The following is a 22648-nucleotide window of genomic DNA, read 5'->3' as shown; positions in this document are numbered from 1 at the left end:
CGAGACTATTAGGACACTATTCTGATCTCCTCCTCATTCTTCCTTCTTTCCTGTCACCTGTCACCTATTTTTAACTATGTCAAATTCTCAAATTACTGCTGAAGTATTACCACTATCACCTAGTTCTCAATTAAAAGAAAATATTGCCGAAATTCGTGCCAAACTTCGTCCAGGACAAACACAAATGGCTGATTGGCAAGGGGGGTCATTAGCTGTTTCTGCTGTGCCTGGAGCGGGAAAATCTACGGGAATGGCTGCGGCTGCGGCGATCGCTATAGCCCGGCAATATCAGGATTATCTTAATACAGGCAACAAAGAATATAAACAGTTAATAGTGGTTACTTTCACCCGTTCTGCTACTGCCAATATTAAATTTAAAATTCGAGAAAATTTAAAAAAATTATCTTTACCACAAACAGGATTTGCGGTTTATACACTACATGGTTTAGCCTTAATTATTGCTACTCGTTATCCTGATTTATCTGGGTTACAGTTAGAAAATACAACATTAATTACACCGAATCAAAGTCATAAATTTATCCGCACAGCCGTAGAACAATGGATTACTCATCATCCAGAAATCTATCTGCAATTACTTGCAGGACAACAATTTGATGGGGAAGAAACAGAAAAACTTCGTCGTCAGTCTGTGTTACGAACAGAAGTATTACCAGATTTAGCTTATACCGTTATTCATGAAGCTAAAAGTTCAGGAATATCACCACAAGATTTATTCAATTGGAGTGAACAAACTCAAGATAAATATGAAATTTTAAAAGTAGCAGCAGGGTTATATGAACAATATCAAAAAATCATGCAGTTACAGGATTTTATTGATTATGATGATATGATTTTAGGGGCTTTAAAAGTTCTCCAAAATCCTAGCTCTCGTCGTCTTGAACAAAATAAAGTTTTTGCTGTTTTTGAAGATGAAGCTCAAGATTCTAGTCCTTTACAGACGGATTTATTAGAAATATTAGCTAGTGGCTTAGATGGCAATAAATTAGATAAATCAACATTAAATTTAATCAGAGTTGGTGATCCTAATCAAGCCATTAATTCTACTTTTACTCCCGCAGATCCTATTTATTTTCGGGAATTTTGCGAAGATTGCCAAAAGAAAAATAGACTAGCTCAAATGTATCAAGCTGGTCGCAGTACACACATAATTATTGATGCTGCTAATTTTGCTTTAGAATGGGTAAATAATCATGGTTCAGCTAAAACAAAAAATGGACAAACACCATTTTTAAATCAGAAAATTCACTCTCTTGATATTGGTGATAACCAACAAAATCCTCAACCAGTGGGACAGGGATTAGAACTTTATACTCCTCTAGATATTCATCACACAGTTGGATTACTTTCCCAAAGAGTAATTGAGTTATTTACAGAAAATCCTCAAGCCTGTGCGGCAATATTAGTTAGAGAAAATCGTCAGGGAAGGTGGTTAGCGGCTAATTTAGCAGAGATATGTAAAGAGCATAAAATTCAACTTTATGATGTGGGAGAAAAAGAACGACGTTCTCATGTACCTCAAGAAATTTTATCATTATTACAATTTTGCGATCGCCCTCATTCTCCAGATTATCTTAAAGCTACTTTAGATGTCCTTGTGGAACGTCAATTAATTCCTACCCAAGATATTAATACTCTCGCTAGTCTTCCTGAAGAATTTTTATATCCAAGTCCTTTAGCTCCAGCCCAAACAGAAATAGTGCAAAAAGCGGCTCATCTTTGTCGGAGTTTACTCCGCGCCTATTTAGAATTACCATATTATCAAATCATTTCTTTTTTAGCTTTAACTTTAAAATATGATCAATCAGAATTAGCCACTGCTGACAAACTTGCAGAACGGGTAAATCAGCAAATTTTTGGTAATAGTTCTATTAGGGAAATGATCTCAGTTTTAGGTGAAATTGTCAGTTCGGAAAGATTTGAATCTGTAGAACCAGAAAATGTTGAAGAACAATATACAAAAAAAGGGCAATTAACAATTATCACCATGCACAAAGCCAAAGGGTTAGACTGGGATTATGTATTTTTGCCTTTTCTCCATGAAAATTTAATTCCTGGGAAATTTTGGATTCCACCCCAAGGAAAATTTTTAGGCGATTTTACTTTATCAGAAGTAGCACGCGCTCAAATTCGCGCCGGACTTCATAAACAACCTCTACCTGATATTAAACAAGCTTGGGAAGAATCGAAATATTTAAAAATGGCTGAAGAATATCGGTTACTATATGTCGCTATGACTAGAGCTAAACAACTTTTATGGATGTCTGCGGCGCAAAAAGCACCCTTTACATGGAGTAAACCAGAGAATGTACAAACCTCTGTTCCTTGTCCTGTGTTTGCAGCTTTAAAACGCCAATTTCCCCAAAATTTCCTAAGTTCATAGAGATGCTAGAAAGTCTCTACAGGAGGTAGGGGCGCAGTCCCTGCGCCCAGTCAGGAGTCAGGAGAAAGAAAGAAACAGGACTTACGCAAAATATCTCTGAAACCTTCTTTCTTTTCTTCGTGTCCTTCGTTCCTTCGTGGTTCGTTCCTTCGTAGTTCGTTCTTTCGTGACTTGTGCGTAAGTCCTAAGAAAGAAGAAAGAAAGAAAAATTACCCAGTCCCCAATACCCAATCCCCTACTGACTGGTAGAATCCGAGAAAATAGCTTGGTTTTGAAACCAATCCTTACCCACCTGGATAGTAATATCTGAGCCGATATTACCAGTGCTTTCTACGCGCACTTCACCAAATCCCAAGATACTGCGTAGTGATTCGGCGCTGTCTCCATCTCCTTGTTGAGCAACAATATGAGTTACATCTAGAGGTTGTCCCCAAGGCTTAGAGATAAAGATATTGCTATATCCAGCTTTTTCCAATGTTTGAATTAGGGGACGCAACTGAGAGCGATTATAGCGATCGCTGTTTGTATTACCGCCTGTACTATCTTGAATAGCTATACGTAGCCGACTAGGCTCAATCATCTCTTGTTCTTGTGAAGTCCCTTCTAAACCAAAGTGTTGGGACATCAATTTAGCAATATTTTTTTTGTAAGGTATCCAATAACTAGCATCAAATTCGCCTGTTTCGCTAAAGCGTCCTGGTAGCATTAACATTTGCATATTCGAGCGATTAGTTCTTGAACCAAAACCAACTAGTGCGACTAATTCCTCAACAGATAGATTAGTATCAATATTTTCTTTAACAACATTGAGAATATCTGGTACTCGAGTCAGAGTTGTGGGATTAAGGGTCTGTTCAATCAAGGCACGCAATACCATTTGCTGGCGTTGAATCCGACCAATATCTCCTAGTTCATCATGCCGATAGCGCAGTAATTGTAACGTTTGTTCACCACTAAGATGTTGTTGCCCTGCTTTTAAATTAATGTATAAATGCTGGGAATCATCCTGATATTTCATATCTTTGGGGACGTAGACATTGACTCCACCCAAAGCCTCAATTAGCTTACTAACTCCTAAAACGTTAATACGAACATATCGATCAATTCCCACTCCGCCTAAAAGATTACTGACGGTTTTTGCTGTTAAAGCTGGTCCTCCGTCTACATTAGCGGCGTTAATTTTTTTGATTCCATAGCCTTCAATTCTTGTTCGAGTATCTCTAGGAACGGAAAGCATGACTATCTTTTGTGTCTCTGGATCAAATTTGATCAACAACATGACATCAGCAAGACCATCAAAAGAATTAATTTGCGGTAAATAACCAAGGTCTTTTGTTTCTTCTGGAGGGTTTTGTACATCTGGAGGAAGTATGCTCATGCCCATGACGAGGATATTCACTGGGCGCGTCAGTTGGGAAAATTGTAACCCATTTCCAGAGATGCTATCACTACCAAATACTGCTTCTTCTTGGGGACTCAGTTGAGCTTGTTGCAATGGCGTACTTTCCCAAGAAACTGCCAACAACGCCCCGGCAATTCCTGATACCATGGCAATTCCCCCCATCCCTACTGCAAACCATAGCCAGCGCCCCGATTTCGATGAGCGAGAACTTTTACCCTTATATTTAGCTTTCGCGGCTTTTTGTTGTGCTGCTGTTGTTTTTTGACTAGTCACAGACTTCCTCACACCTACGATTTTTAAGAAAACAAACTTGCCGACTTAATACATCTAAAACAAATCAGACTATGATAACCAACTCTCTATGAAATTTGCTATGAGAAACTTCCAAATATCATAAGTGATTGGTGATTGGTGATTGGTGATTGGTGATTGGTGATTGGTGATTGGTGATTGGGAAGTCCATTTTCCCCGGTCACTGAGCGTAGCCGATAGCGTAGCGTGGCGTAAGCCATAGTGCTGCATCCTACCTCTTCCCTATTCACAACTTACGCAATACTCGCTCTGCCAAATTACTAAATCCTGGTAAACGAGAAGATTTCCGTTGAATTATGCGAAAAATTAACCAAACACTCACTAAAAAATAACCAGAAGTTAAGAAACTATTGAGGATTAATAGGCGCAGTGTCAAAAAATCCGCAGCCGCCCCAGTAGTTAACAATAAATAACTTAACATCCAGATAAAAGCCAAGGTAATAGACAAACGGCTTGTAGCCAGTTGTTCCCGGCTACCCTGACGGTGGTAGAGAGTCCATAGGGATGGAAAAAAGCCGACAATGGGAATCAAATATAAAATAAGCTGTGTTTTTGATGTATCTGGATCTGGTGGTGGGAGGTTATTCATAGTGGTTGATGTGATCATAAACTAGAGATGGTGAATAACAGTGATTTAGTTAGAGATAATAGTCTGTAAAGAAGAAATCAATTTGGTTCTATAGTGTAATTATTTAAAAATGCAGACACGTAAGCTACTCAATTGGTGGCAAACACTGACACCTATAGCAAGATTTTTAGCGATCGCTCTTCTTGCTCCCTTATTAGTTCTCAATGGTTGGGCGATCGCTGCAATTTTCAATTACTTCCATTCCTTAATAGTGATTTTAGTCGGAGCTTCGGTACTAGCATTTCTACTCAACTACCCTGTTAGTTGGATGGAGACTCATGGTGCTAAACGCGAACAAGTAGCCATCCTGGTATTTCTATTAGCATTATCCATTTTATTAGCACTAGGTGTCACCCTGTTTCCTCTGGCGCTGAGTCAAGCACAGCAACTGGTGGCTCGTTTACCAGACTTAATTGATTCAGGGCGTTCTCAATTAATGATACTCAATGAAAAAGCGGAAGGTATGGGTTTACCCATCAACCTCGATGCTTTAGCGGCACAAATTAACGATCGCGTCAAAGGACAATTACAGGCGATCGCTGGACAGGTATTAAATTTAGCTGTAGTCACTTTTACCAGTTTGCTAGATTTCCTGCTGACAATGGTACTAACGTTTTATTTATTACAGCATGGCGGTGAACTTTGGCAAAGTTTAGTAGAATGGCTACCTTCTAAATTTCGCGTTCCCTTCTCTAAAACAGTGCGTTTGAGCTTTCAAAACTTTTTTATTACCCAATTAATTTTATCAACCTGCATGGCATCTGCTCTCATTCCCACCTTCTTGTGGCTGAAAGTTCCCTTTGGTTTATTATTTGGGTTAACTATTGGAGTCATGGCACTTATCCCCTTTGGCGGCTCTGTAGGTATCGCCCTGACAACTTCTTTAGTCTCACTGCAAGATGTTTCTATGGGGGTGAGGGTATTAATAGCCGCCGTCATCGTGCAGCAAATTCTCGAAAATCTGATTGCACCCCGAATTTTAGGCAGTTTTACTGGTTTAAACCCTGTTTGGATTTTAATTTCTGTTTTGACTGGGGCGAGAATTGGTGGACTTTTAGGGGTAATTGTAGCTGTCCCCTGTGCTGTTGTCATTAAAAGCATCATTAGCGCCATTCGCCCTCCCAGTCGTAATCTCGACACAGAAGACTCTTCTCCAGGGGAGATAGCTGCACCCATGACACCAGAAGAATCTTCAAAAATTGAAGCGAATAATTCCTTGAGTGTTTCTTAAAATTAACCTATTGACCTCAAAATGGATTGTTTTCCGGCGAAAGGCTGGGTTTAGAGCCAGGTAAATAAGATTTAGAGAGGGCGTTACTACTATTGTCTACCGAGGAACAACCAAATACACTGATCAGCATAACACTAGCAGCCGCTAAAACATAACGTCTTCCTAAACTTACGCCATAACGTCGTTGTAGAAAATTGGTTTTTACAGAATTCAATTTCTCTCGGTTCATTCTTTTACCTCAATAGCTCCAGATTTTCAGGTGTTTATCTAGTCAGACGTTGATCATGTGCTAGTACCGCGGGTGGAATTAAAAAAGCAGATTAAACAGGCTTTTTAGGTATTTTTAATCGTTTGTTAACTTACGCCGTGCTGTACTAGTTGTTCAATATCCCACGTCCAGGTCTATAAATCCTCAACTGTTACAATTTTGGTAACGGCTCTAGTAGGGAAAAGAAAATGGGTGGAAAGTCTTTGTGTGTAAGAGTTTTATCCTCACTGGATGTCAACTATTTCCTGAAAACTGCTATCAAAACATGAAAAAAGTCATACTTCAACCTTATTCAATCCTAGACCATGCAATTAATTCTCTACAGCAAACCAGGTTGTCATCTCTGTGAAGGGTTACAGGAAAAACTCGAACAAATCAAAAATCTCAGTTTTGAGTTAGAAGTTCGGGATATTACCACCCGTGATGATTGGTTTGCAGCATATCAATATGAAGTCCCGGTACTACATTTACTTACTAGCGACGGTACAGAACAATCTATACCTCGCCCTTCTCCTCGGCTGAGTGTTGAACGTCTGGAAACAATGTTAGGTAAGTATGTGAAAAGTTGAAATGGGCGATTAGAAGGGCGGTTTCTAACCGCCCGATGCTTTTTCAATAATCTCTTAAACTTACGATTATCTTTGAACCCAACCTAGTACCGCCGTGAAGTCAAAACTCAAACATCAGAACTTAATGATTTTTCATTCTTCATTTAGTTGTGACAATTGATTGAACAATATTTTCATCATATCTTAATTTTCAAGGGATATAATTATTATGACTTTCAACGTAATTGTTTAAGAAAGTGCATTATGAGTGAAAATAGGATCAAAGAAATTATTTTCTTAGTTGAAGCAGATCATGAAGGTGGTTATATTGCTAAAGCTATTAATCAATCAATTTTTACTCAAGCTGATAGTCTTCAAGAACTAAGAAAATTAATTAAAGATGCTGTTCATTGTCATTATCCTGATGAGCAAAATCGTCCTCAATATGCTATAATATCAACTAACCAAAACCCAGATACCAAATATGAAAATAATTATAGATAACCTAGAACCCAACCTAGTGGAAAAACTCAAATATCAAGCAGAACAAAATGGACGCACTCTCCAATCTGAGTTAAAGCTAATTTTAACACAAGCTGCTGCACAAATTCAGCAAGAATATTTTCACAAACAACCATTAATTACCCTAGAAACATTAGGATCACAGGTAAAAGATTCCTTAGATAATGCAGGATATAATGAGTATGGTAAAATTATTGATTTAATTCAAGATGTGAAAAAAGAAATGGCTGAAGAATATTTATTAAAAGCACGGCATCAAAATGAGTCATAATATCCCTCAACGTCTATTTTTAGATACTAATATTTATATTATTGGTGTTGCTAACCAGAATAGTTATGAAAGAAAAATATTAGAATCGGTTGGTTTTCAACAAACATCATCTATAGAAATTATCATTTCAGAAGATTTATTAGATCAGATTTTACGAGTTTCCAAACGTTTGTATAACAAAGACTGGGGTAGTCAGATTGTTGCTAGAATTTGGCAGCAATTACAAGTTATTTATGTAAATTTTACTGCTGATGAATGGCTAAAAATAGAAGAGTTAGGATTAATTCCTCGTGAAGATATTGGAGTTTATTTAACTGCTAGTAAGGGTGAAACTCAATGCTTTGTTTCTGCTAATTATAAACTAATTCGTTGTTTAGTCCAAGAAACAAAAGAGTTTGAATGTTTAACTCCTCAAGAGTTTGTGAATAAGTATTTAGAATGAATTTTTATTTCTCACTAATCAACTCAATAAATTGAGATACAGCATCATATTGATCAGGAATAGCTAAAAACTGCAATAATAACTCCTTATCCAAGTCTGGTAAAAACCGACTGCGGTTAACTTCCTCATATTCAAAAACAGTATTTAAACTAAAAATTTGGGTTTTATTATTCTTCCAAAACCAAACTTCTGGAACTCTCTTAGGTTTATACAATTCAGTTCTCTTAATTGTGCCACTACTAACTATAATTTCAATCACAATATCAGGAACTTCTTTATTAGTCCCAATACAATAAGACTCATCAGGTGTTCCCGAAGCATAACCAGATTCTTCTAAAGTAAAACCACCCCTACCATAAAACCGAATACCCTTATGTCTCATGTACGCTTCTAATAAATAAGAAAGCGTTTTTTTGACATATTCATGTTTATCACCAATAGGAGACATAATTTCCAGCACCCCTGCTAAATATGCCAATTTCACAGCATGATTTTCTTGTAACTGCACCTCAATAGTTTTAAACTGTTGCCAAGAAACACCAGGGACAGTTACCAGTTTTTCTTCTTCCTGTTCTAAAAGTGGAACTTTCATAGAAAAAACCGCCATACTTTTTACTTAATTATACTCTATTGTAGTAGGTTGAGTTAAACGAAGATAAACCTAATTAATTTCTTGATAATGTTAAGGTAAAGTGGTATTCTTGCAGAATCAGAACATTCTGAATTACAAACACTAATGCAAATTTATTAAGAAGGACTTTTGCATAAAACTACTGCATTGAGTGAATCTGTAAAACGTGGATTAATAAAAAAATTAGGTGTGTGAGTTCTAGGAGAGAAAGAATGAGCCTTTCAATTGAGCGTGTTTTAAGTGAAATTGATCAATTGACTCTAGTAGAACAAATGCAAGTATTAGAGCATTTGGTGAAGCAGATGAAACAATCTGTAGAAGCTGTTGCGGTAACTCCAAAACCTAAGTATAAGGTAACTGATTTTTATGGCATAGCTCCCAATTTACTAGAAGGAATGGATGCCCAAGAATGGGTAAATCAGTTGCGAGATGAGTGGGAAGAACGCGAAACATGGAGACAGCCTCAATGAAGCTAAGTGATGCTTTGCAGGGTGTGAATAAAGTTTTTTTAGATACATCTCCTGTGGTTTATTATGTGGAGGCTGTACCTGCTTTTGCTGAGGTAGCAAAGGGAATATTTACTCTGATAGAGAAAGGACAAATACAAGGTGTAGTGTCTCCTGTAACCTTGGCTGAATGTGTAACTTTACCTATTCGGTTGGGACAGGTAACGTTACGACAGAGATTTACAGATTTATTGACAGCTACGGAGGGAATTTTATTGGTGAATATTGATGCTGCAATTGCCCAACAAGCGGCTGAGTTACGAATTCAGTATGGGCTGAAGTTACCAGATGCTTTACAGGTAGCAACTGCTATTGCTTCTGGTTGTGAGGCGTTTTTGACAAATGATGTGGCTTTAAAACGGGTACAGGAATTGCGAGTTTTGACTATGGTTGAGTTGACAGTTTAAAAAAATAAAAAATTATCTAGGACTTACGCAACTGGCACATTGGTAATTGGTGATAAAATCTCAGTCTTAATCCTGTACATCCTTAAATCTTGTAAATTATCTCGACTCCGCTCGATAACCACCTGATTCTGACAATTTCCCTAACTAACAACTTACGTTATTAAACGTTGTCAATTGTCAATTATCAATTGTCAATTATTTCACTTTATATAGCCCTAATTAAATTCAAAAAGTACCATTTGGGGAATTAATAAATCATCTTCTAATTTGCCGATTCCTAAAAAATTGGATTCTGTTTCATAAACACGCACAAAATCGGGAATATTCAGATTAAGGGGAATTTTTTGACCTTGACACCATTTTTTTGCTGATAGTGGTGGTAAATCTATAGATGGTAGATGTTGTAATGGTGCATCTGGGGATAGAGGTTGAAATATACCAGATTGGAGTTGAGTTTCTAAATCTGTGAAGGTAAGACTGTTTTGGAGATGAAAACTGCTGCTTTCTGTACGGATTAAACCTGCTAAAGTACCATTTGTATTTAATGCTATACCCAAATCGCGGGCGATCGCTCGTATATATGTTCCCGCACCACAAGATATGGCTACGTCTAATTCTGGGAAATCTCCGTCTCGCCAGTCTAACACCTGAATTTGGGAAACTTCGACTGTTCGCACTGGAACTTCGACTATTTCCCCTTTCCGTGCTAAATCATATAGACGTTTTCCATCTACTTGAATGGCGCTATAACTGGGGGGAATTTGCTCAATTTTGCCGATAAACTGGGAAAGTGTGGTTTTCACATTCTCCAAATTTAATCCTGGACAAGGTGTGGAGGTAATAATGTCACCTTCCAAATCATCAGTAGTAGTGCGTATACCTAGACGAATAGTGGCTTGATAAGCTTTTTCCCCTGGTAAATATTGTAATAATCTTGTCGCTTTCCCCAAAGCTATAGGTAATACTCCGGTAGCTTTGGGATCTAAAGTTCCTGCGTGTCCGACTCGCTTCATGTTCAGGAGTTTTCGTACTTTGGCTACGCAGTCATGAGAAGTCCAGTCAAATGGTTTGTTTAAATTCAGAAAACCTTGCACAATTTTAATTTGAGATTTGATATTTTTGTATTTTTACACAAATTGTTAAAACTAGGAAAATGTTAATAAATGCAGTAGGGAAACACCGATACCTAGCATCCAAAATCCAAATCGGACTATGGTATGGGAAAGTTTTTTTTTACGGGATTTGTTTCTGGAGAGTGATCATCTAAAGCTGGTGCTAATTTAAGATGATCAAGGGATTGCACCAAATTTAAACCGAGAGACTGACTAGAAATACTTTGAGCATAAGCAGCATTCAGATAGGGAAGATATTCTGGTTTCTTGGCTACATAAGTTTGGAAGAAAGGTAAACTTAAAGCATTCATGTAATGCTGGGCTTGGAAAACATCACCTACCATATCAGTAGATAAGGCTATTTGTGTACTTCCAGGGTTGCTATTACCAATGGTAGAAAAATGAGTAGCACCTAGTAACATGACTAAATATTTTTGGGGATAAGTAATCCAAGAGAAAGGTAAAATTTGCTCATATAAAGCTGGTGCAACAGTATCTTCACTGCTACCAATAATCATGACTGGGGTGTGAATTTGACTTAAACCAGCTTGTCCAAAAATAGAACTAGTGATAGGATTAACAGCGATCGCTGCTTTGATTCTTTGATCTTGTAAATTATCCTCTTGTCCTGACTGATTTGGCAGTTCTAAAGCCCGACATTGCAACAGTAAAGACATATTCCAAGTATTTCTTACTTTCTCTGCATGACAGTCTTGTTTGAGTTGTTCAAAGTTAATTTTTGCTCCAACTAAAGCTAATGCAGTATAACCTCCTAAAGACTGACCAAATACTCCCACTTGTTGCAAGTTGAGCCGATGTTGAAATCGTGAATCTGATTCTAGTTGATCTAAGATATATTTTATATCTAAGGGTCTATCTTTAAATTCATTCGGGTGGGCAACTTGATTACTATTTCTCTTAATTAAAGATTGTAATTGTTTAGCATCACTACCTGGATGATTGGGAATAACAACCGCAAAACCATTTTTAGCTAAGTAATTAGCTAAATAGCGAAAGTTACTACTATCTAAACCTAACCCATGAGAAATCACAATTACAGGTGCAGGTTGTAAGGTATTGGGAATATATATATCTGTGGATAAATGCCGATTACGGATTGAATCAAATAACTGTAATGTTTGTTTTTGAGTTAGCAAATTTGGTTGATTTGATAACTCTGGTAATTGAGATAATTTCTCTAGAGGAATTGTAGCTGCTTCTAAATGGGATGCTTGGATAATTGTAGAAATTGCTTTTTCTGTTTCGCTGATCATTTTTTCTAATTCATCAGCAATTTGCATACCAGAAGCTACATCAATACTAATACTTTTTTGAGGATATTTACGTAATAAATTTAATAAATTTAACCCTTCTGGTTCAGCCGCAGCAGCAATTAAAGCTGTGCGTAAAGCCTGAAATTCTGATTCTTGGGGATGAGAAGATGTTTTAATTAATTCGGTCAATCTTTGTAAGATAAATTTCCCTTGTTGAGTGTCCAAAAATTGGGAAGCTACAGAAGGGCTAATTCTGAGCGGTTGCATCAGAATATTTCTTAATTCTTGCAGTTTATGAGCCGGAATATATTGGTAATATCCTGCTAAATCCGCATTAATTATACCATGTTTAGCATAACTTTCTAAGATACTAATAGGGATAGAAATTTCTAGTGCTGAATAAGAAGCATGAATTTGTTCTGCTGCCATGACAGAGTTACTTATACCAAATGTTGGCAGCAACATTGATAGCACAAGTGACAGGGAATTTTTTCTGAGGGTGCTGCCCCAATTACCAAACATATTCATCGCTTAACTTGTGTGGTGATATTGTTGAGCGAGGCTCAAATTTTGGTAGTTATTTAAACACCCTGATCAATTAATAAAGTATTGTTTGCTTCAGATATCATTGATTAATTGAGATATATTTCTTAGCAAAAATGCCAAAATCAAATTAGAAATGTAATGGAGTTGCTGGGCAAAGTTCACTTCTCATTACTAGCATTTCTGTTAAAATCATAATAAATACATAAATGTTCTACATCAGTATTTATTGTGTATTAAGATTGATTAACCTGAAATTATGCGAATAAGTTCTATTAATGGGCTTTGCCTAAAGTAATAGATATTGAACCAAGAACAACTAAAAAAGCGCCAAGAATTCCTAACAATGATATTTGTTCATGAGAGATAATATTAGGAGCAATTGCGGACATGAGCCAACCGGAAAATAAGGTAATAATTGGAGCTAAAGCTATGACAGCACTTACTCTTGATGCTTGCCAATGTTCCAATGATTCAGCAAAAGCACCATAGGCAATGAGAGTATTAAAAGCACAAAATACCAATGTTGTAAAATGAAAGTTATCAAGAGTGAAAATTGTATTGATTTTTGCCAATGGCGTGAATAATAAAGCACAGCCACCGTAAATAATCAACATGATTTTGGCAGAGGATAAAGATTGCAATAGTTGTTTTTGTGATAAGGCATAAATAGCCCATGCTACTGCTCCTAAAACCAGTAAACCGCTACCTAATAAATATTGACCTTTAGCTGTGATGATAGTGGCTAATTGGGCATGAAAAAATAGGGCAAAACCTGAAGCCAAGATACCAACACCTAACCATTGATATAATGTATAGCGTTCGTGAAAAATTACTAATCCACCGAAACTTAATAACACACTAGATAATTGAATGATGACTTCAGCATTAGCTGGGGCTGTAAATGCTAAACCTTGCATAAACAGAAAATAGTTGGCGGCCAAAAATATGGTAGCAACTACTAATAATTGCCACGAAGTAGCACGTAATTCTGCTAAAGTTGGTAATTTTTTCTTGACAAATAAATAAATTGCTAGTAAAAGGAAGGCAGTTAAAAAGCGAAACCAAACGATGGTGTAGACATCTAGAACTTGTAAGGTTACTGTTAAGGCTAGAGGTAAAACTCCCCATAAAAAAACCGTTACCAATGATAAACCTAGCCCTAAGCGCCAACGACCAGAACTTTGATGCATTATTAATAATTACTAAGTAGGACAAGTTATCAATTGATCATTGACAATTGTTTCATTCAATGTTTAAAACCTCTCCTTTAAAGGAGAAAAAAGCCAAAAAATTCCTTTTTCTCAATTCTCGCCCTAGAAGTGGGAGACAATTGTCCATTGTTGATTTTTGCACAGTAGTTAAGTACCAGGAATAGTTAATTATTTCTGGCTCTTGGCTATGAGTCCGGGTAATATTAATTTTGAATGTGTAATTTTAAGTTACAAAATGTAATTTAAAGTTTATTAAAAATATGCGTCAGATTTCAATGATCTGTTTATTTGCAGGATTTATCTAGTCTGACGCACCCTACAAAAGATTTTTGATAGAGTGCGTCAGATTTTAATTATCTGTTTATTTGCAGGATTTATCTAGTCTGACGTGGTTGGTGAGCTTGCCGAACCACACCCTACAACAGATTTTTAGTGTGACACTCGCGTAAGTCCTGTTGAGTATAAAACTTAGTAACGGCGAGAATAGCCACCGCCGTCTCCACCACGTCGTCCACCACCTTCTTCTTTGGGTTTGGCTTTGTTAACTTTTAAGTTGCGACCCATCCATTCAGCGCCGTCAAGTGCGGTAATTGCCGCTTCTTCTTCTGCGTCTGATGACATTTCTACAAAGCCAAAACCTCTAACTCGTCCAGTTTCCCGGTCTGTAGGTAGTTGAACTTTTTTAACAGTTCCATATTCTGCAAAAGCCTGCTCAAGGTCTTGTTCTCTAACCTCATAGGATAGATTACCAACATAAATTGACATAGAATTGCTCCAGAAATTAAAAAGTGGACGTGTACAGATGTCTAAACCATATAATACCCGTGACTAGTACCAAAGGGCGGAATTAAAAATTAAAAATTAAAAATTAACAAGCAGATGATGTAAGCTTTTTAAGAATTTTTAATGGTCTGTTGACTCCCGCCTTTGTATCTAGTGATTTTAAATGACTCCTTTTTGCCTGTTCTTTGACATACTACAGTAGAATTGAAAAATTAGGAATAATTACAAGGATGGAATTCATAGTTTGTTTTCCAAAAACTCTCACTATTCTGCCAGTATTGTTAATAACTGTGCCTCACTCAACTGGCTGATCCCTAAATTCTGCGCTTTATCTAATTTAGAGCCGGCATCTGCTCCGACTACCAAAAAGTCTGTTTTTTTACTGACGGATTCCGTAACTTTACCACCTGCTTTTTGAATTAAGGCTTTGGCTTCATCCCGCTTTAAGGTTGGTAATGTCCCGGTAACTACAAAGGTTTTACCAGCAAGTTTCTGATTAATTTCGCCAATTGTTGGTGGTGCTGCGCTGTTTGCTAATTGTAAACCGATCGCTTGGAGTCGGGAAATTAAGGTTTGATTGGCTGGAGTCCGAAACCATTGATGGACTGATTGGGCAATTTGAAAGCCAATACCGTAAACGCCTTCAATGTCTGATTGTTTTGCGGCTGTGAGTGTTTCGACGGTGGTAAACTTTTCTGTGAGTAGTTGGGCGTTGACGCTGCCAACGTGACGGATGCCTAAACCATATAATACTCTAGGCCAAGGTTGGTTTTTCGATTGGGCGATCGCATTGACCAATTTTTCTGCTAACTTTTGACCCATTCTTTCTAATACACATAAACTTGATTCTGTCAAGTCATATAAATCAGCAACGGAATGTACCAACCCTTTATCTACGAGTTGATGTACCAGTTTTTCTCCCATACCTTTAATATCTAAGGCATCACGGCTGACCCAATGTTCAATTTCACCTTTGAGAATAGCCGCACAGGATGCGTTGACACATCTTGTCACGGCTTCTCCTGTTTCCCTGACTACTAGTTGCCCGCAGACGGGACAATGGGAAGGCATAATAAAAGGTTGGGTGTCAGCGGGACGCAGTTCTTTAATGACTCGGACAACTTCGGGGATGATTTCTCCGGCTTTGCGAACAATGACGGTATCACCAATGCGGATGTCTAATTGTTCGATGCGATCGCTATTATGTAAGGTAGCACGGGATACTGTTGTGCCGGCTAGTTGGACGGGGAACATTTCTGCTAATGGAGTTAATGCCCCGGTTCGTCCGACATTGACTGTGATTTTTTCTACACGGGTTGGGGCTTCTTCGGCAGGATATTTGAGTGCGATCGCCCAGCGGGGAAACTTCTGTGTAAATCCCAGTTGTTCTTGGAGTTTAAAGGTATTTAATTTAACTACAACCCCATCCGTCATATAGGGGGAGTTCAGCCGTTCTGTATCCCAATATTGGTAATATTCAACAACTTCAGCAATAGAATTGCAGAGTTTATGGTTGGTATCAATCCGAAAACCCAGCCTTTGCAATAATTCCAAAGCTTCCCATTGCGTATTCGCAATACTGGAATCATCCAACCCCGTAATATGCAAAGTATAAGCAAAGAAATCTAACTGCCGCTGTGCGACAATGCGAGAATCTAATTGCCTAAGTGTACCTGCTACAGCATTGCGAGGATTAGCAAATACCTGTTCACCAGCTTTTTGTCTTTTCTGATTAATGTCTTTAAATACTTGTAAGGGTAAAAACACTTCTCCCCGTATTTCCACCTTAGCAATATTGTCTAACCCGTCAAAATTCAAACGTAGAGGAATTGAGCGAATAGTTCTCACATTTTGAGTAATATCTTCACCCATTACCCCATCTCCTCTAGTTGCACCTCTGACTAGAAAACCATTTTCATAAGTCAAAGCCAAGGCAGCACCATCAATTTTCAACTCAGATACATATTCTATTTCACCGGGATTATACTGACTTGGTGCGTGTCGCCGCCAACGTTGATCCCAGCTTTGTAATTCTTCAATATTAAAAGCATTTTCCAGACTGTAGAGAGGGATATTATGACGAACTGAGGTAAAATGAGTTGCAGGTCTTTCACCTACGCGCTGAGTCGGACTATCGGGAGTAATTAATTCTGGATACTGCGTTTCTAATTCTTGCAGTTCTCGATACAGCCGATCATAAACTGTATCTTCCATTATTGGCGCATCTAGTACATAATACGCATAGCCAGCTTGTTGGAGTAAACTTCGCAGTTCTTCTATACGCTTTACTTCAGGCTGAGTTGACATCATGAGTTTCATAACCAAACAATAATAGCAGTGGGACTTTAATTATAAAGAAGAGAAGGAAGCATACATGACTAAAAATTTCACAATTAAACCCCCTATTATTATCGCTCATCGGGGTGCAAGCGGCTACCGTCCCGAACACACTTTAGCCAGTTATGAATTAGCAATTGATTTGGGGGCTGATTATATTGAACCAGATTTAGTTATTACTAAAGATGGGGTTTTAATTGCGCGGCATGAAAATGAAATATCAGAAACTACGGATATTGCTAATCATCCCGAATTTGCTCATTTAAAAACTACTAAAATTATTGATGGTGAAATTAAAATTGGTTGGTTTACAGAAGATTTTACTATAGCAGAAATCAAAACTTTAACCGCGAAAGAACGTATTCCCCAAATCCGTCCCCAAAATACCGCTTATAACGGAATGTTTGCTATTCCCACTTTTCAAGAAGTAATTGATTTAGCACAGCAAAAAAGTCAAGCAATTGGCCGGAATATTGGCATTTATCCAGAAACTAAACATCCTAGTTATTTTAAATCTATTGGCTTACCCTTAGAAGAAACTTTATTATTCAATTTACAAAACATTAATTTACCTGTATTTATTCAGTCATTTGAAGTTGGCAATTTGCAAGAATTATCAAAAAAAACAAATTTACCTCTTGTGCAATTAATTAATGATAGTGGTAAACCATATGATTTCGTAATTGATAATGATCCTCGGACATATACGGATTTATTAAATCAACAAGGTTTAAGAGAAATCGCTGAATATGCCCAAGCGATTGGTGTAAATAAAAACTTGTTGATTCCTCAAGATATTAATGGTAAATTACTTTCGTCAACCTCTTTAATTATAGATGCTCATGTAGCTAATTTACAAGTTCATCTCTGGACTTTTAGAAATGAAGATGTCTTTTTGCCTCTAGACTTAAAAGGAAATCCAGACAGAGAATATGAAATGTTTTTCAGTTTAGGGATAGATGGCTTATTTAGTGATTATCCAGATATGGCTGTAAATATCCGCAATTCTAGATTTTTATATCAAGCAAATGAGTAATTTACCTTTAAATCGTTTAACCGAAATTGCCCAACTTTTTCTCAAATTGGGGATTATTGGTTTTGGTGGACCAGTTGCCCATATTGCCTTGATTGAAGATGAAGTAGTAAAACGTCGTCAATGGTTGACACAAGAACATTTTCTAGATTTGGTAGGGGCAACTAATTTAATTCCTGGACCCAACTCCACAGAAATGGTAATTCATATTGGATACATTTATGCAGGTTGGTTAGGATTAATTGTAGCTGGTGTTTGTTTTATTTTACCCGCGGTTTTAATTACAGGTGTATTTGCTTGGATATATGTTAATTATGGGACTTTACCACAAGTTGCACCTCTACTTTATGGCATAAAACCCGTTGTTTTGGCAATTATCATGAATGCTATTTGGGGTTTGGCAAAAAAATCAGTAAAAACGCGAGAATTACTGATAATTGCTATCGTAGTTGGATTAATAACTGGGTTTGCTAAAGTTAATGAAGTTATCGCTTTATTGCTAGGAGGAATATTAGGCATGATTTGGTTACGTAGCAGTAATCAAACTAATTTAATGATGGCTATTTTCACTACAGGTACACTTTGGCAAACTACCGCAACTGTAACTACAACTATCAGCAATAATGTATCTGTACCTTTATGGCAATTGGGTTTATTTTTCCTGAAAGTTGGTAGTGTACTGTTTGGTGGTGGTTATTTGTTGATAGCATTTTTGCAAGGAGGATTAGTAGAACAATATGGTTGGTTAACACAACAACAGTTATTAGATGCAATTGCTATTGGCCAATTTACTCCTGGACCTATCCTTTCTACTGCTACATTTATTGGTTATGTAATTGCTGGATTTCCTGGGGCAATTGTCGCAACTTTGGGAATTTTCATGCCTTCATTTTTATTTGTGGCTGCTTTAAATCCTCTGATAAATCGTATCCGTAATTCATCGTTAACAAGACCTTTTTTAGATGCCGTAAATGTTAGTGCTGTAGGATTAATGGTGTTAACTACTATTCAATTAGCGATCGCTACTTTAAGTTTAACAAAAACCCCTTGTATAGATTTTTTGGGTTTAGGAATTGCTATAATTTCGGGAATTTTAGTGCTTCGTTACCGGATTAATGCAGTTTATTTAATTTTAGGTGGTGCTATGATTGGTTGGGGTGCAGCAATTTTTGGTTACAACTTTTTGTAGTTTTTATAGGTTGAGTTAAGCGACAGCGCAACCCAACAAAATTCCGTAAATGTTGGGTTTTCTCGCGTCAACCCAACCTACCTAATTTAAGTAATGTTTGGTTATTCTTTTTAAAGAGATAAATAATTTATTTCTCTTTCTAAATTATCACGGGCAAATTTTTCGCTACTCTCAAACATCAAAGGTGTAAAATAGATTCTTTCCCGCTGCAAAAATCCTTTTAAAATTTGTCTCCTGCCTGTGATATATTCTAATTCTGATATCCACGCATATTCTTGACGAATGGCTTCGGCATATTCTTGATATTCAACTGGTTTTGCCGCTAAGATTGCTAAGTCTGCATCAAGTAAAACCTGGCTATTTAAATCATTACTTTGATGATTTTTAGTATTTAAAATTAACTGATGAACTGTGTTAATATTGCTAGTAGGAATTCCTAAACTTTCTAGGATATTGGCAGCATAGTCAGCACTTTTTTCTTCATTATCTTGAGCATGAGTATTATAAATTATATCATGAAACCAAGCTGCAAGTTTGACAGAAGGTAAATCTTGAGCATATATTTGTAAAATATTAATTGTACTGAGAATATGATCAAGATGTTTGAGGTTGTGGTAGTAGCGATAAGGCTGAGAATAAGTGTTAACTAAGTCAGTAAAAGCTTGATTGGCTGCGATCTTTTCTATGTTAAAGGGTTTGATTGTTTGTTGCCAATGAAGAAATAGTTTTTCTTGAATCATAGGTATGGCTTGCTTAATTTAGATAATTGACCATTGATAAGTTTGTAGTGAGGACTTTAGTCCTCATTTAAGGGCTGAAGCCCTTACTACCAAATCATCTCAATATTTTTTACATTACTTAATCTAAGTTAATTTATTTTTGTCTAGTTACTTAAATGAGAACTTCATAGATAGAAATAGCTTGATCTTTACCTTTGACTTTGACAGATTCATCTACAAGTCTTAAAGACAATAATTCTGGATTATATAAGCTATTAACTACTGCTTCTGTGATCAAAATGTTGCAGTTATATTGTTTTGTTAATCCCTCAATTCGAGAGGCAATATTAACTGCATCTCCGATCACAGTGGAGTCAATGCGGGATGTGAAACCAACTGTACCCATGACCACTGTACCACGATGAATACCAATACCAACGGAAATATGAGGTAATCTTGTTTCTGTGGGGCTTTGTTCGTGTTGTAGGCATCGTTCATAATTAAATTTATCTAAAGCCTCTAGCATTAAAATAGCTGCTTTTACAGCACAGTCTGTACTATCATCATCAAATAAAGCCATAATGGCATCACCAATATATTTATCTATAAAACCACCTGCATCATCTATGGCTTTTCCCATACAAGCTAAATAGTCATTCAAAAATGTAAAAATTTCCATTGGTGCCATGGCTTCAGACATAGAAGTATAACCCCGAATATCACAGAATAAAATTGTCATTTTCTGTGTTGAGGCCATACCAACTTCTATGTTTTCTATTCCTTGGGGGGCGATGACAGAAACGAATTTATCTGGTACAAATCTTTCAAATGAATCTAAAGTTTTTTGTAATTTGCTGAAGGATATCTGCAATGTTGCCGACATTTCATTAAAGGAAGTTGCTAATGCGCCAATTTCATCTGTACGATTATCAATATCTGCACGATGTTGTAAATCACCTCCAGCAATTTGGGCTACACTGGACTGTAAACGCTGTACAGGATCACTTAACTGTCGTGCTAGGATGTAGGCACACAACCAACCTACAGCAAGTCCTACAGAACCGACTGTTAAAGCTTGATTCACTGCATTAGCAACAGCACGATCTACTTTTTGTAGAGACATCCCAATTCTTAAAACGCCTAGTTTTTTACCAGCTAGTGTGCGAATATCTGAAGCTACTTCAATGATGGGTTCACCGCGTTTAATCCGTAATTTATCTGCAAAATAAATATCTTTGAGGATAAATGTTTCAGATATGCGAGCTTTTTCGGAAGATTTTAAGGCATTCTTAGTAATATTTAAAGGAACAATATCGGGAATGTACTGGTTTTGATGTTCGTTAGGGGAAGCAGCAGCAATTTGATTGTCTTGACGGTTATCAGAGACAAAGACATAAACAAAGTCTTCATTTTCTCGTAAGATCAAATCTATGTTTAAGCGGATTTGACTCCAATTTTCTTCTGATAATTCATTAGAATATGTATAACTGAGAATGTTAGAAATACTTTTCGCATCATTCAACTTTTCCTGACGATAAAGGGTATCTTCACTTTTTACCCATACCGTAACTATCGCACCAATCAAACCAAGAATCAGCAAGGTGGTAGAAACCATGATTTGGGTACGGATAGAACGAAAAGTAAACATTTTCATATCTGTGGAGTTAACTCTTCTACAAAAGTTACCCAACGTTTATTTTTAGTTTTGCTTGGACAATCATTACCAAAGGCCAGTGTCACAGGACCACCCATTTTTGCTAAAATTGGCTGTTTATTTTCACCCCATCTAGTTGCTAAAATGACATTACAGTTATTTATGTCTGTTGATGCTAATTCTGTAGGTTCGGAATTTCTACGGTAAATTGCTGGTTTTCCGGTGACGATGACAGAACTTTGAGGTTTTATACCAGCTAGAGAAAGGACATCACGGACTCTGACACCATGTAGTTTTACTTTGCTACTAGGCCACCAGACGCGATAACCTACATTTTGATTTAGGGTTACTTGTGGTAATTTATCAAGTGCAGCTAAATTCAGTTCACGTTCACCTACACGCACTAATGCTTTTTCTGTACCAAAGATAACATGAGTTACATAAAAAGCCCAAGATCCTTCATTATATTTTTGTCTAATTTGCGGATATTCAGTATAGGGAAAGATTAAATAAAGAGGACCGCCTTGATCGCGCTGAATTGGTTTATCATCTTTGGCTAGTGCTAAAATAATTGGGTAAGTAAGCAAATCTTGGATCTTTACTGTGACTTGATAAGCGTCATAGCACACAAAAGTTATTTCTGTTACTTCTGGGGGAACTCCGAAGTTTTTGAGGAGTGTGGATACAGGTATTCCTTGAAATTTAAATACTTGATTTGGGGTAATAATATTATTGGCATCAATGGTATTGACGTTGGTTGTAGCTAATTTAAGCAACTCTGTCCAATTTAAGGTTTTAGATTTACCATCTTTTGTTTCACCCTGAATAACTAAATTCCACTGACGCTGTGAGTTGTTTTTGGCTTTATCTGCTAGAATTTCCGCATTGCGAACTGCTTGCAGCAGCGCTTCGCTATCGCTTGCTTCTTTCCGCCATACTTCCAATTGTAAATTGGTCGGCTTTTTTATACAACCTCCTAAGCAGACTATCACTATCCCCAAATATACTAAAGTTAAGTTTTTCCAGACATTCAAGACAACCACATTCAAGACTACTAGGAAAGTTTACAAAATGGCGTTAACTAAGTTAGAAATAACACCGTAATCCATTTTTACACTATCATTCAACATTACGCCAAAAAAATGTCGTTTGGAAACTGACTACTAACAATTGGGCGCAGACCCGGTTAAAACAACTGGGTGTAGGTCCTGTTAAAACAAT

23 protein-coding genes are annotated in these 22648 nt (G+C 37.0%); 10 read left to right on the top strand and 13 right to left on the bottom strand.

The window, feature by feature from the left end:
* Positions 1 to 76 precede the first annotated feature (76 nt).
* Positions 77 to 2401, top strand: a complete 2325-nt coding sequence (locus FJR04_RS08630) for an ATP-dependent helicase (RefSeq protein ID WP_168493641.1) — start codon at positions 77 to 79, stop codon at positions 2399 to 2401.
* A gap of 235 nt (positions 2402 to 2636) precedes the next feature.
* On the opposite strand, the gene FJR04_RS08625 is transcribed toward FJR04_RS08630, so the two are convergent.
* From FJR04_RS08625 to FJR04_RS08615, 3 genes are all read right to left on the bottom strand, one after another.
* Entirely contained in the window at positions 2637 to 4076 is a 1440-nt protein-coding gene (locus FJR04_RS08625; protein ID WP_168493639.1) for an LCP family protein, read from the bottom strand.
* Positions 4077 to 4145: 69 nt separating this feature from the next.
* Positions 4146 to 4325 carry a hypothetical protein gene (locus FJR04_RS08620; protein WP_168493637.1) on the bottom strand — a complete coding sequence of 60 codons (180 nt, stop codon included), beginning with the start codon at positions 4323 to 4325 and terminating at the stop codon, positions 4146 to 4148.
* A gap of 16 nt (positions 4326 to 4341) precedes the next feature.
* Positions 4342 to 4704 (bottom strand): hypothetical protein, encoded by a 363-nt coding sequence (locus tag FJR04_RS08615; protein ID WP_174763520.1) that lies wholly within the window; start codon positions 4702 to 4704, stop codon positions 4342 to 4344.
* Positions 4705 to 4813: 109 nt separating this feature from the next.
* Here FJR04_RS08615 and FJR04_RS08610 point away from each other — a divergent pair, with 109 nt between their 5' ends.
* Positions 4814 to 5974, top strand: coding sequence for an AI-2E family transporter (locus FJR04_RS08610; protein WP_168493633.1), 1161 nt, complete (start codon positions 4814 to 4816; stop codon positions 5972 to 5974).
* Between the two features lie 16 nt (positions 5975 to 5990).
* Here FJR04_RS08610 and FJR04_RS08605 read toward each other — a convergent pair whose 3' ends face one another.
* Positions 5991 to 6203: a proteinase inhibitor I4 serpin gene (locus FJR04_RS08605; protein WP_168493631.1), complete on the bottom strand. Its 213-nt coding sequence runs from the start codon at positions 6201 to 6203 to the stop codon at positions 5991 to 5993.
* A 344-nt stretch (positions 6204 to 6547) separates the two neighbouring features.
* On the opposite strand from FJR04_RS08605, the gene FJR04_RS08600 reads away from it, so the two are divergent.
* The 4 genes from FJR04_RS08600 (at position 6548) to FJR04_RS08585 (ending at position 8025) form a co-directional block, all read left to right on the top strand.
* Positions 6548 to 6811, top strand: coding sequence for a glutaredoxin family protein (locus FJR04_RS08600; protein WP_168493629.1), 264 nt, complete (start codon positions 6548 to 6550; stop codon positions 6809 to 6811).
* 243 nt (positions 6812 to 7054) lie between these two features.
* Positions 7055 to 7294 carry a 2-oxoisovalerate dehydrogenase gene (locus tag FJR04_RS08595; protein WP_168493627.1) on the top strand — a complete coding sequence of 80 codons (240 nt, stop codon included), beginning with the start codon at positions 7055 to 7057 and terminating at the stop codon, positions 7292 to 7294.
* Positions 7275 to 7583, top strand: a complete 309-nt coding sequence (locus FJR04_RS08590) for a hypothetical protein (RefSeq protein ID WP_168493625.1) — start codon at positions 7275 to 7277, stop codon at positions 7581 to 7583. The genes FJR04_RS08595 and FJR04_RS08590 overlap by 20 nt, the downstream gene beginning before the upstream one ends.
* Entirely contained in the window at positions 7573 to 8025 is a 453-nt protein-coding gene (locus tag FJR04_RS08585) for a hypothetical protein (protein ID WP_168493623.1), read from the top strand. The genes FJR04_RS08590 and FJR04_RS08585 overlap by 11 nt, the downstream gene beginning before the upstream one ends.
* 4 nt (positions 8026 to 8029) lie before the next feature.
* Here the strand turns inward: FJR04_RS08585 and FJR04_RS08580 are convergent, their stop codons facing one another.
* Positions 8030 to 8617, bottom strand: a complete 588-nt coding sequence (locus FJR04_RS08580) for a Uma2 family endonuclease (RefSeq protein WP_168493621.1) — start codon at positions 8615 to 8617, stop codon at positions 8030 to 8032.
* A 251-nt stretch (positions 8618 to 8868) separates the two neighbouring features.
* Here FJR04_RS08580 and FJR04_RS08575 point away from each other — a divergent pair, with 251 nt between their 5' ends.
* Positions 8869 to 9126: a hypothetical protein gene (locus FJR04_RS08575; RefSeq protein WP_168493619.1), complete on the top strand. Its 258-nt coding sequence runs from the start codon at positions 8869 to 8871 to the stop codon at positions 9124 to 9126.
* Positions 9123 to 9569, top strand: a complete 447-nt coding sequence (locus FJR04_RS08570) for a type II toxin-antitoxin system VapC family toxin (protein WP_168493617.1) — start codon at positions 9123 to 9125, stop codon at positions 9567 to 9569. Before FJR04_RS08575 ends, FJR04_RS08570 begins: the two co-directional genes overlap by 4 nt.
* A 215-nt stretch (positions 9570 to 9784) precedes the next feature.
* Here FJR04_RS08570 and truB read toward each other — a convergent pair whose 3' ends face one another.
* The 5 genes from truB to ligA all read right to left on the bottom strand — a co-directional run bounded on the left by truB (position 9785) and on the right by ligA (position 16805).
* Positions 9785 to 10663 (bottom strand): tRNA pseudouridine(55) synthase TruB, encoded by an 879-nt coding sequence (gene truB, locus FJR04_RS08565; RefSeq protein WP_168493616.1) that lies wholly within the window; start codon positions 10661 to 10663, stop codon positions 9785 to 9787.
* A gap of 116 nt (positions 10664 to 10779) precedes the next feature.
* Positions 10780 to 12384 (bottom strand): alpha/beta hydrolase, encoded by a 1605-nt coding sequence (locus FJR04_RS08560; protein WP_254445238.1) that lies wholly within the window; start codon positions 12382 to 12384, stop codon positions 10780 to 10782.
* Between the two features lie 389 nt (positions 12385 to 12773).
* On the bottom strand, positions 12774 to 13691 hold the full coding sequence (locus FJR04_RS08555) for a DMT family transporter (protein ID WP_168493612.1): 918 nt from the start codon (positions 13689 to 13691) through the stop codon (positions 12774 to 12776).
* A 489-nt stretch (positions 13692 to 14180) separates the two neighbouring features.
* On the bottom strand, positions 14181 to 14477 hold the full coding sequence (locus FJR04_RS08550) for an RNA-binding protein (protein WP_168493610.1): 297 nt from the start codon (positions 14475 to 14477) through the stop codon (positions 14181 to 14183).
* Between the two features lie 282 nt (positions 14478 to 14759).
* Positions 14760 to 16805 (bottom strand): NAD-dependent DNA ligase LigA, encoded by a 2046-nt coding sequence (gene ligA / locus FJR04_RS08545; protein WP_168493608.1) that lies wholly within the window; start codon positions 16803 to 16805, stop codon positions 14760 to 14762.
* A gap of 64 nt (positions 16806 to 16869) precedes the next feature.
* Here ligA and FJR04_RS08540 point away from each other — a divergent pair, with 64 nt between their 5' ends.
* Together FJR04_RS08540 and chrA are read left to right on the top strand one after the other, a co-directional pair.
* Positions 16870 to 17868, top strand: a complete 999-nt coding sequence (locus FJR04_RS08540) for a glycerophosphodiester phosphodiesterase (protein ID WP_168493606.1) — start codon at positions 16870 to 16872, stop codon at positions 17866 to 17868.
* The gene (gene chrA, locus FJR04_RS08535) at positions 17861 to 19054 is read left to right on the top strand and encodes a chromate efflux transporter (protein WP_168493604.1); all 1194 of its coding nucleotides are present in this window, start codon (positions 17861 to 17863) and stop codon (positions 19052 to 19054) included. Before FJR04_RS08540 ends, chrA begins: the two co-directional genes overlap by 8 nt.
* 110 nt (positions 19055 to 19164) lie before the next feature.
* Here the strand turns inward: chrA and FJR04_RS08530 are convergent, their stop codons facing one another.
* The 3 genes from FJR04_RS08530 to FJR04_RS08520 all read right to left on the bottom strand — a co-directional run bounded on the left by FJR04_RS08530 (position 19165) and on the right by FJR04_RS08520 (position 22470).
* The gene (locus tag FJR04_RS08530; protein ID WP_168493602.1) at positions 19165 to 19794 is read right to left on the bottom strand and encodes a hypothetical protein; all 630 of its coding nucleotides are present in this window, start codon (positions 19792 to 19794) and stop codon (positions 19165 to 19167) included.
* 151 nt (positions 19795 to 19945) lie between these two features.
* On the bottom strand, positions 19946 to 21427 hold the full coding sequence (locus tag FJR04_RS08525) for an adenylate/guanylate cyclase domain-containing protein (RefSeq protein WP_168493600.1): 1482 nt from the start codon (positions 21425 to 21427) through the stop codon (positions 19946 to 19948).
* A complete protein-coding gene (locus FJR04_RS08520) occupies positions 21424 to 22470 on the bottom strand; it encodes a molybdopterin-dependent oxidoreductase (protein ID WP_168493598.1) in 1047 nt (348 codons plus the stop codon). The genes FJR04_RS08525 and FJR04_RS08520 overlap by 4 nt, the downstream gene beginning before the upstream one ends.
* Positions 22471 to 22648 lie beyond the last annotated feature (178 nt).

Origin of the sequence: Anabaena sp. UHCC 0204 (genome assembly GCF_009711975.1) — a bacterium.
GTDB lineage: Bacteria > Cyanobacteriota > Cyanobacteriia > Cyanobacteriales > Nostocaceae > Dolichospermum.
Note: the sequence above shows the minus strand (reverse complement) of the source record. Positions and strands in the feature narration are given on the sequence as shown.

What these genes read in the sequence shown, in the direction of transcription:
- chrA (WP_168493604.1), top strand. Translation starts at nt 17,861, where the DNA reads ATGAGTAATTTACCTTTAAATCGTTTAACCGAAATTGCCCAACTTTTT.
- FJR04_RS08525 (WP_168493600.1), bottom strand. Translation starts at nt 21,427, where the DNA reads ATGAAAATGTTTACTTTTCGTTCTATCCGTACCCAAATCATGGTTTCT.
- FJR04_RS08610 (WP_168493633.1), top strand. Translation starts at nt 4,814, where the DNA reads ATGCAGACACGTAAGCTACTCAATTGGTGGCAAACACTGACACCTATA.
- FJR04_RS08555 (WP_168493612.1), bottom strand. Translation starts at nt 13,691, where the DNA reads ATGCATCAAAGTTCTGGTCGTTGGCGCTTAGGGCTAGGTTTATCATTG.
- FJR04_RS08585 (WP_168493623.1), top strand. Translation starts at nt 7,573, where the DNA reads ATGAGTCATAATATCCCTCAACGTCTATTTTTAGATACTAATATTTAT.
- FJR04_RS08590 (WP_168493625.1), top strand. Translation starts at nt 7,275, where the DNA reads ATGAAAATAATTATAGATAACCTAGAACCCAACCTAGTGGAAAAACTC.
- FJR04_RS08595 (WP_168493627.1), top strand. Translation starts at nt 7,055, where the DNA reads ATGAGTGAAAATAGGATCAAAGAAATTATTTTCTTAGTTGAAGCAGAT.
- FJR04_RS08605 (WP_168493631.1), bottom strand. Translation starts at nt 6,203, where the DNA reads ATGAACCGAGAGAAATTGAATTCTGTAAAAACCAATTTTCTACAACGA.
- FJR04_RS08560 (WP_254445238.1), bottom strand. Translation starts at nt 12,384, where the DNA reads ATGGCAGCAGAACAAATTCATGCTTCTTATTCAGCACTAGAAATTTCT.
- FJR04_RS08615 (WP_174763520.1), bottom strand. Translation starts at nt 4,704, where the DNA reads ATGAATAACCTCCCACCACCAGATCCAGATACATCAAAAACACAGCTT.
- FJR04_RS08530 (WP_168493602.1), bottom strand. Translation starts at nt 19,794, where the DNA reads ATGATTCAAGAAAAACTATTTCTTCATTGGCAACAAACAATCAAACCC.
- FJR04_RS08630 (WP_168493641.1), top strand. Translation starts at nt 77, where the DNA reads ATGTCAAATTCTCAAATTACTGCTGAAGTATTACCACTATCACCTAGT.
- FJR04_RS08570 (WP_168493617.1), top strand. Translation starts at nt 9,123, where the DNA reads ATGAAGCTAAGTGATGCTTTGCAGGGTGTGAATAAAGTTTTTTTAGAT.
- ligA (WP_168493608.1), bottom strand. Translation starts at nt 16,805, where the DNA reads ATGATGTCAACTCAGCCTGAAGTAAAGCGTATAGAAGAACTGCGAAGT.
- FJR04_RS08600 (WP_168493629.1), top strand. Translation starts at nt 6,548, where the DNA reads ATGCAATTAATTCTCTACAGCAAACCAGGTTGTCATCTCTGTGAAGGG.
- FJR04_RS08580 (WP_168493621.1), bottom strand. Translation starts at nt 8,617, where the DNA reads ATGAAAGTTCCACTTTTAGAACAGGAAGAAGAAAAACTGGTAACTGTC.
- FJR04_RS08575 (WP_168493619.1), top strand. Translation starts at nt 8,869, where the DNA reads ATGAGCCTTTCAATTGAGCGTGTTTTAAGTGAAATTGATCAATTGACT.
- FJR04_RS08540 (WP_168493606.1), top strand. Translation starts at nt 16,870, where the DNA reads ATGACTAAAAATTTCACAATTAAACCCCCTATTATTATCGCTCATCGG.
- FJR04_RS08620 (WP_168493637.1), bottom strand. Translation starts at nt 4,325, where the DNA reads ATGCAGCACTATGGCTTACGCCACGCTACGCTATCGGCTACGCTCAGT.
- FJR04_RS08550 (WP_168493610.1), bottom strand. Translation starts at nt 14,477, where the DNA reads ATGTCAATTTATGTTGGTAATCTATCCTATGAGGTTAGAGAACAAGAC.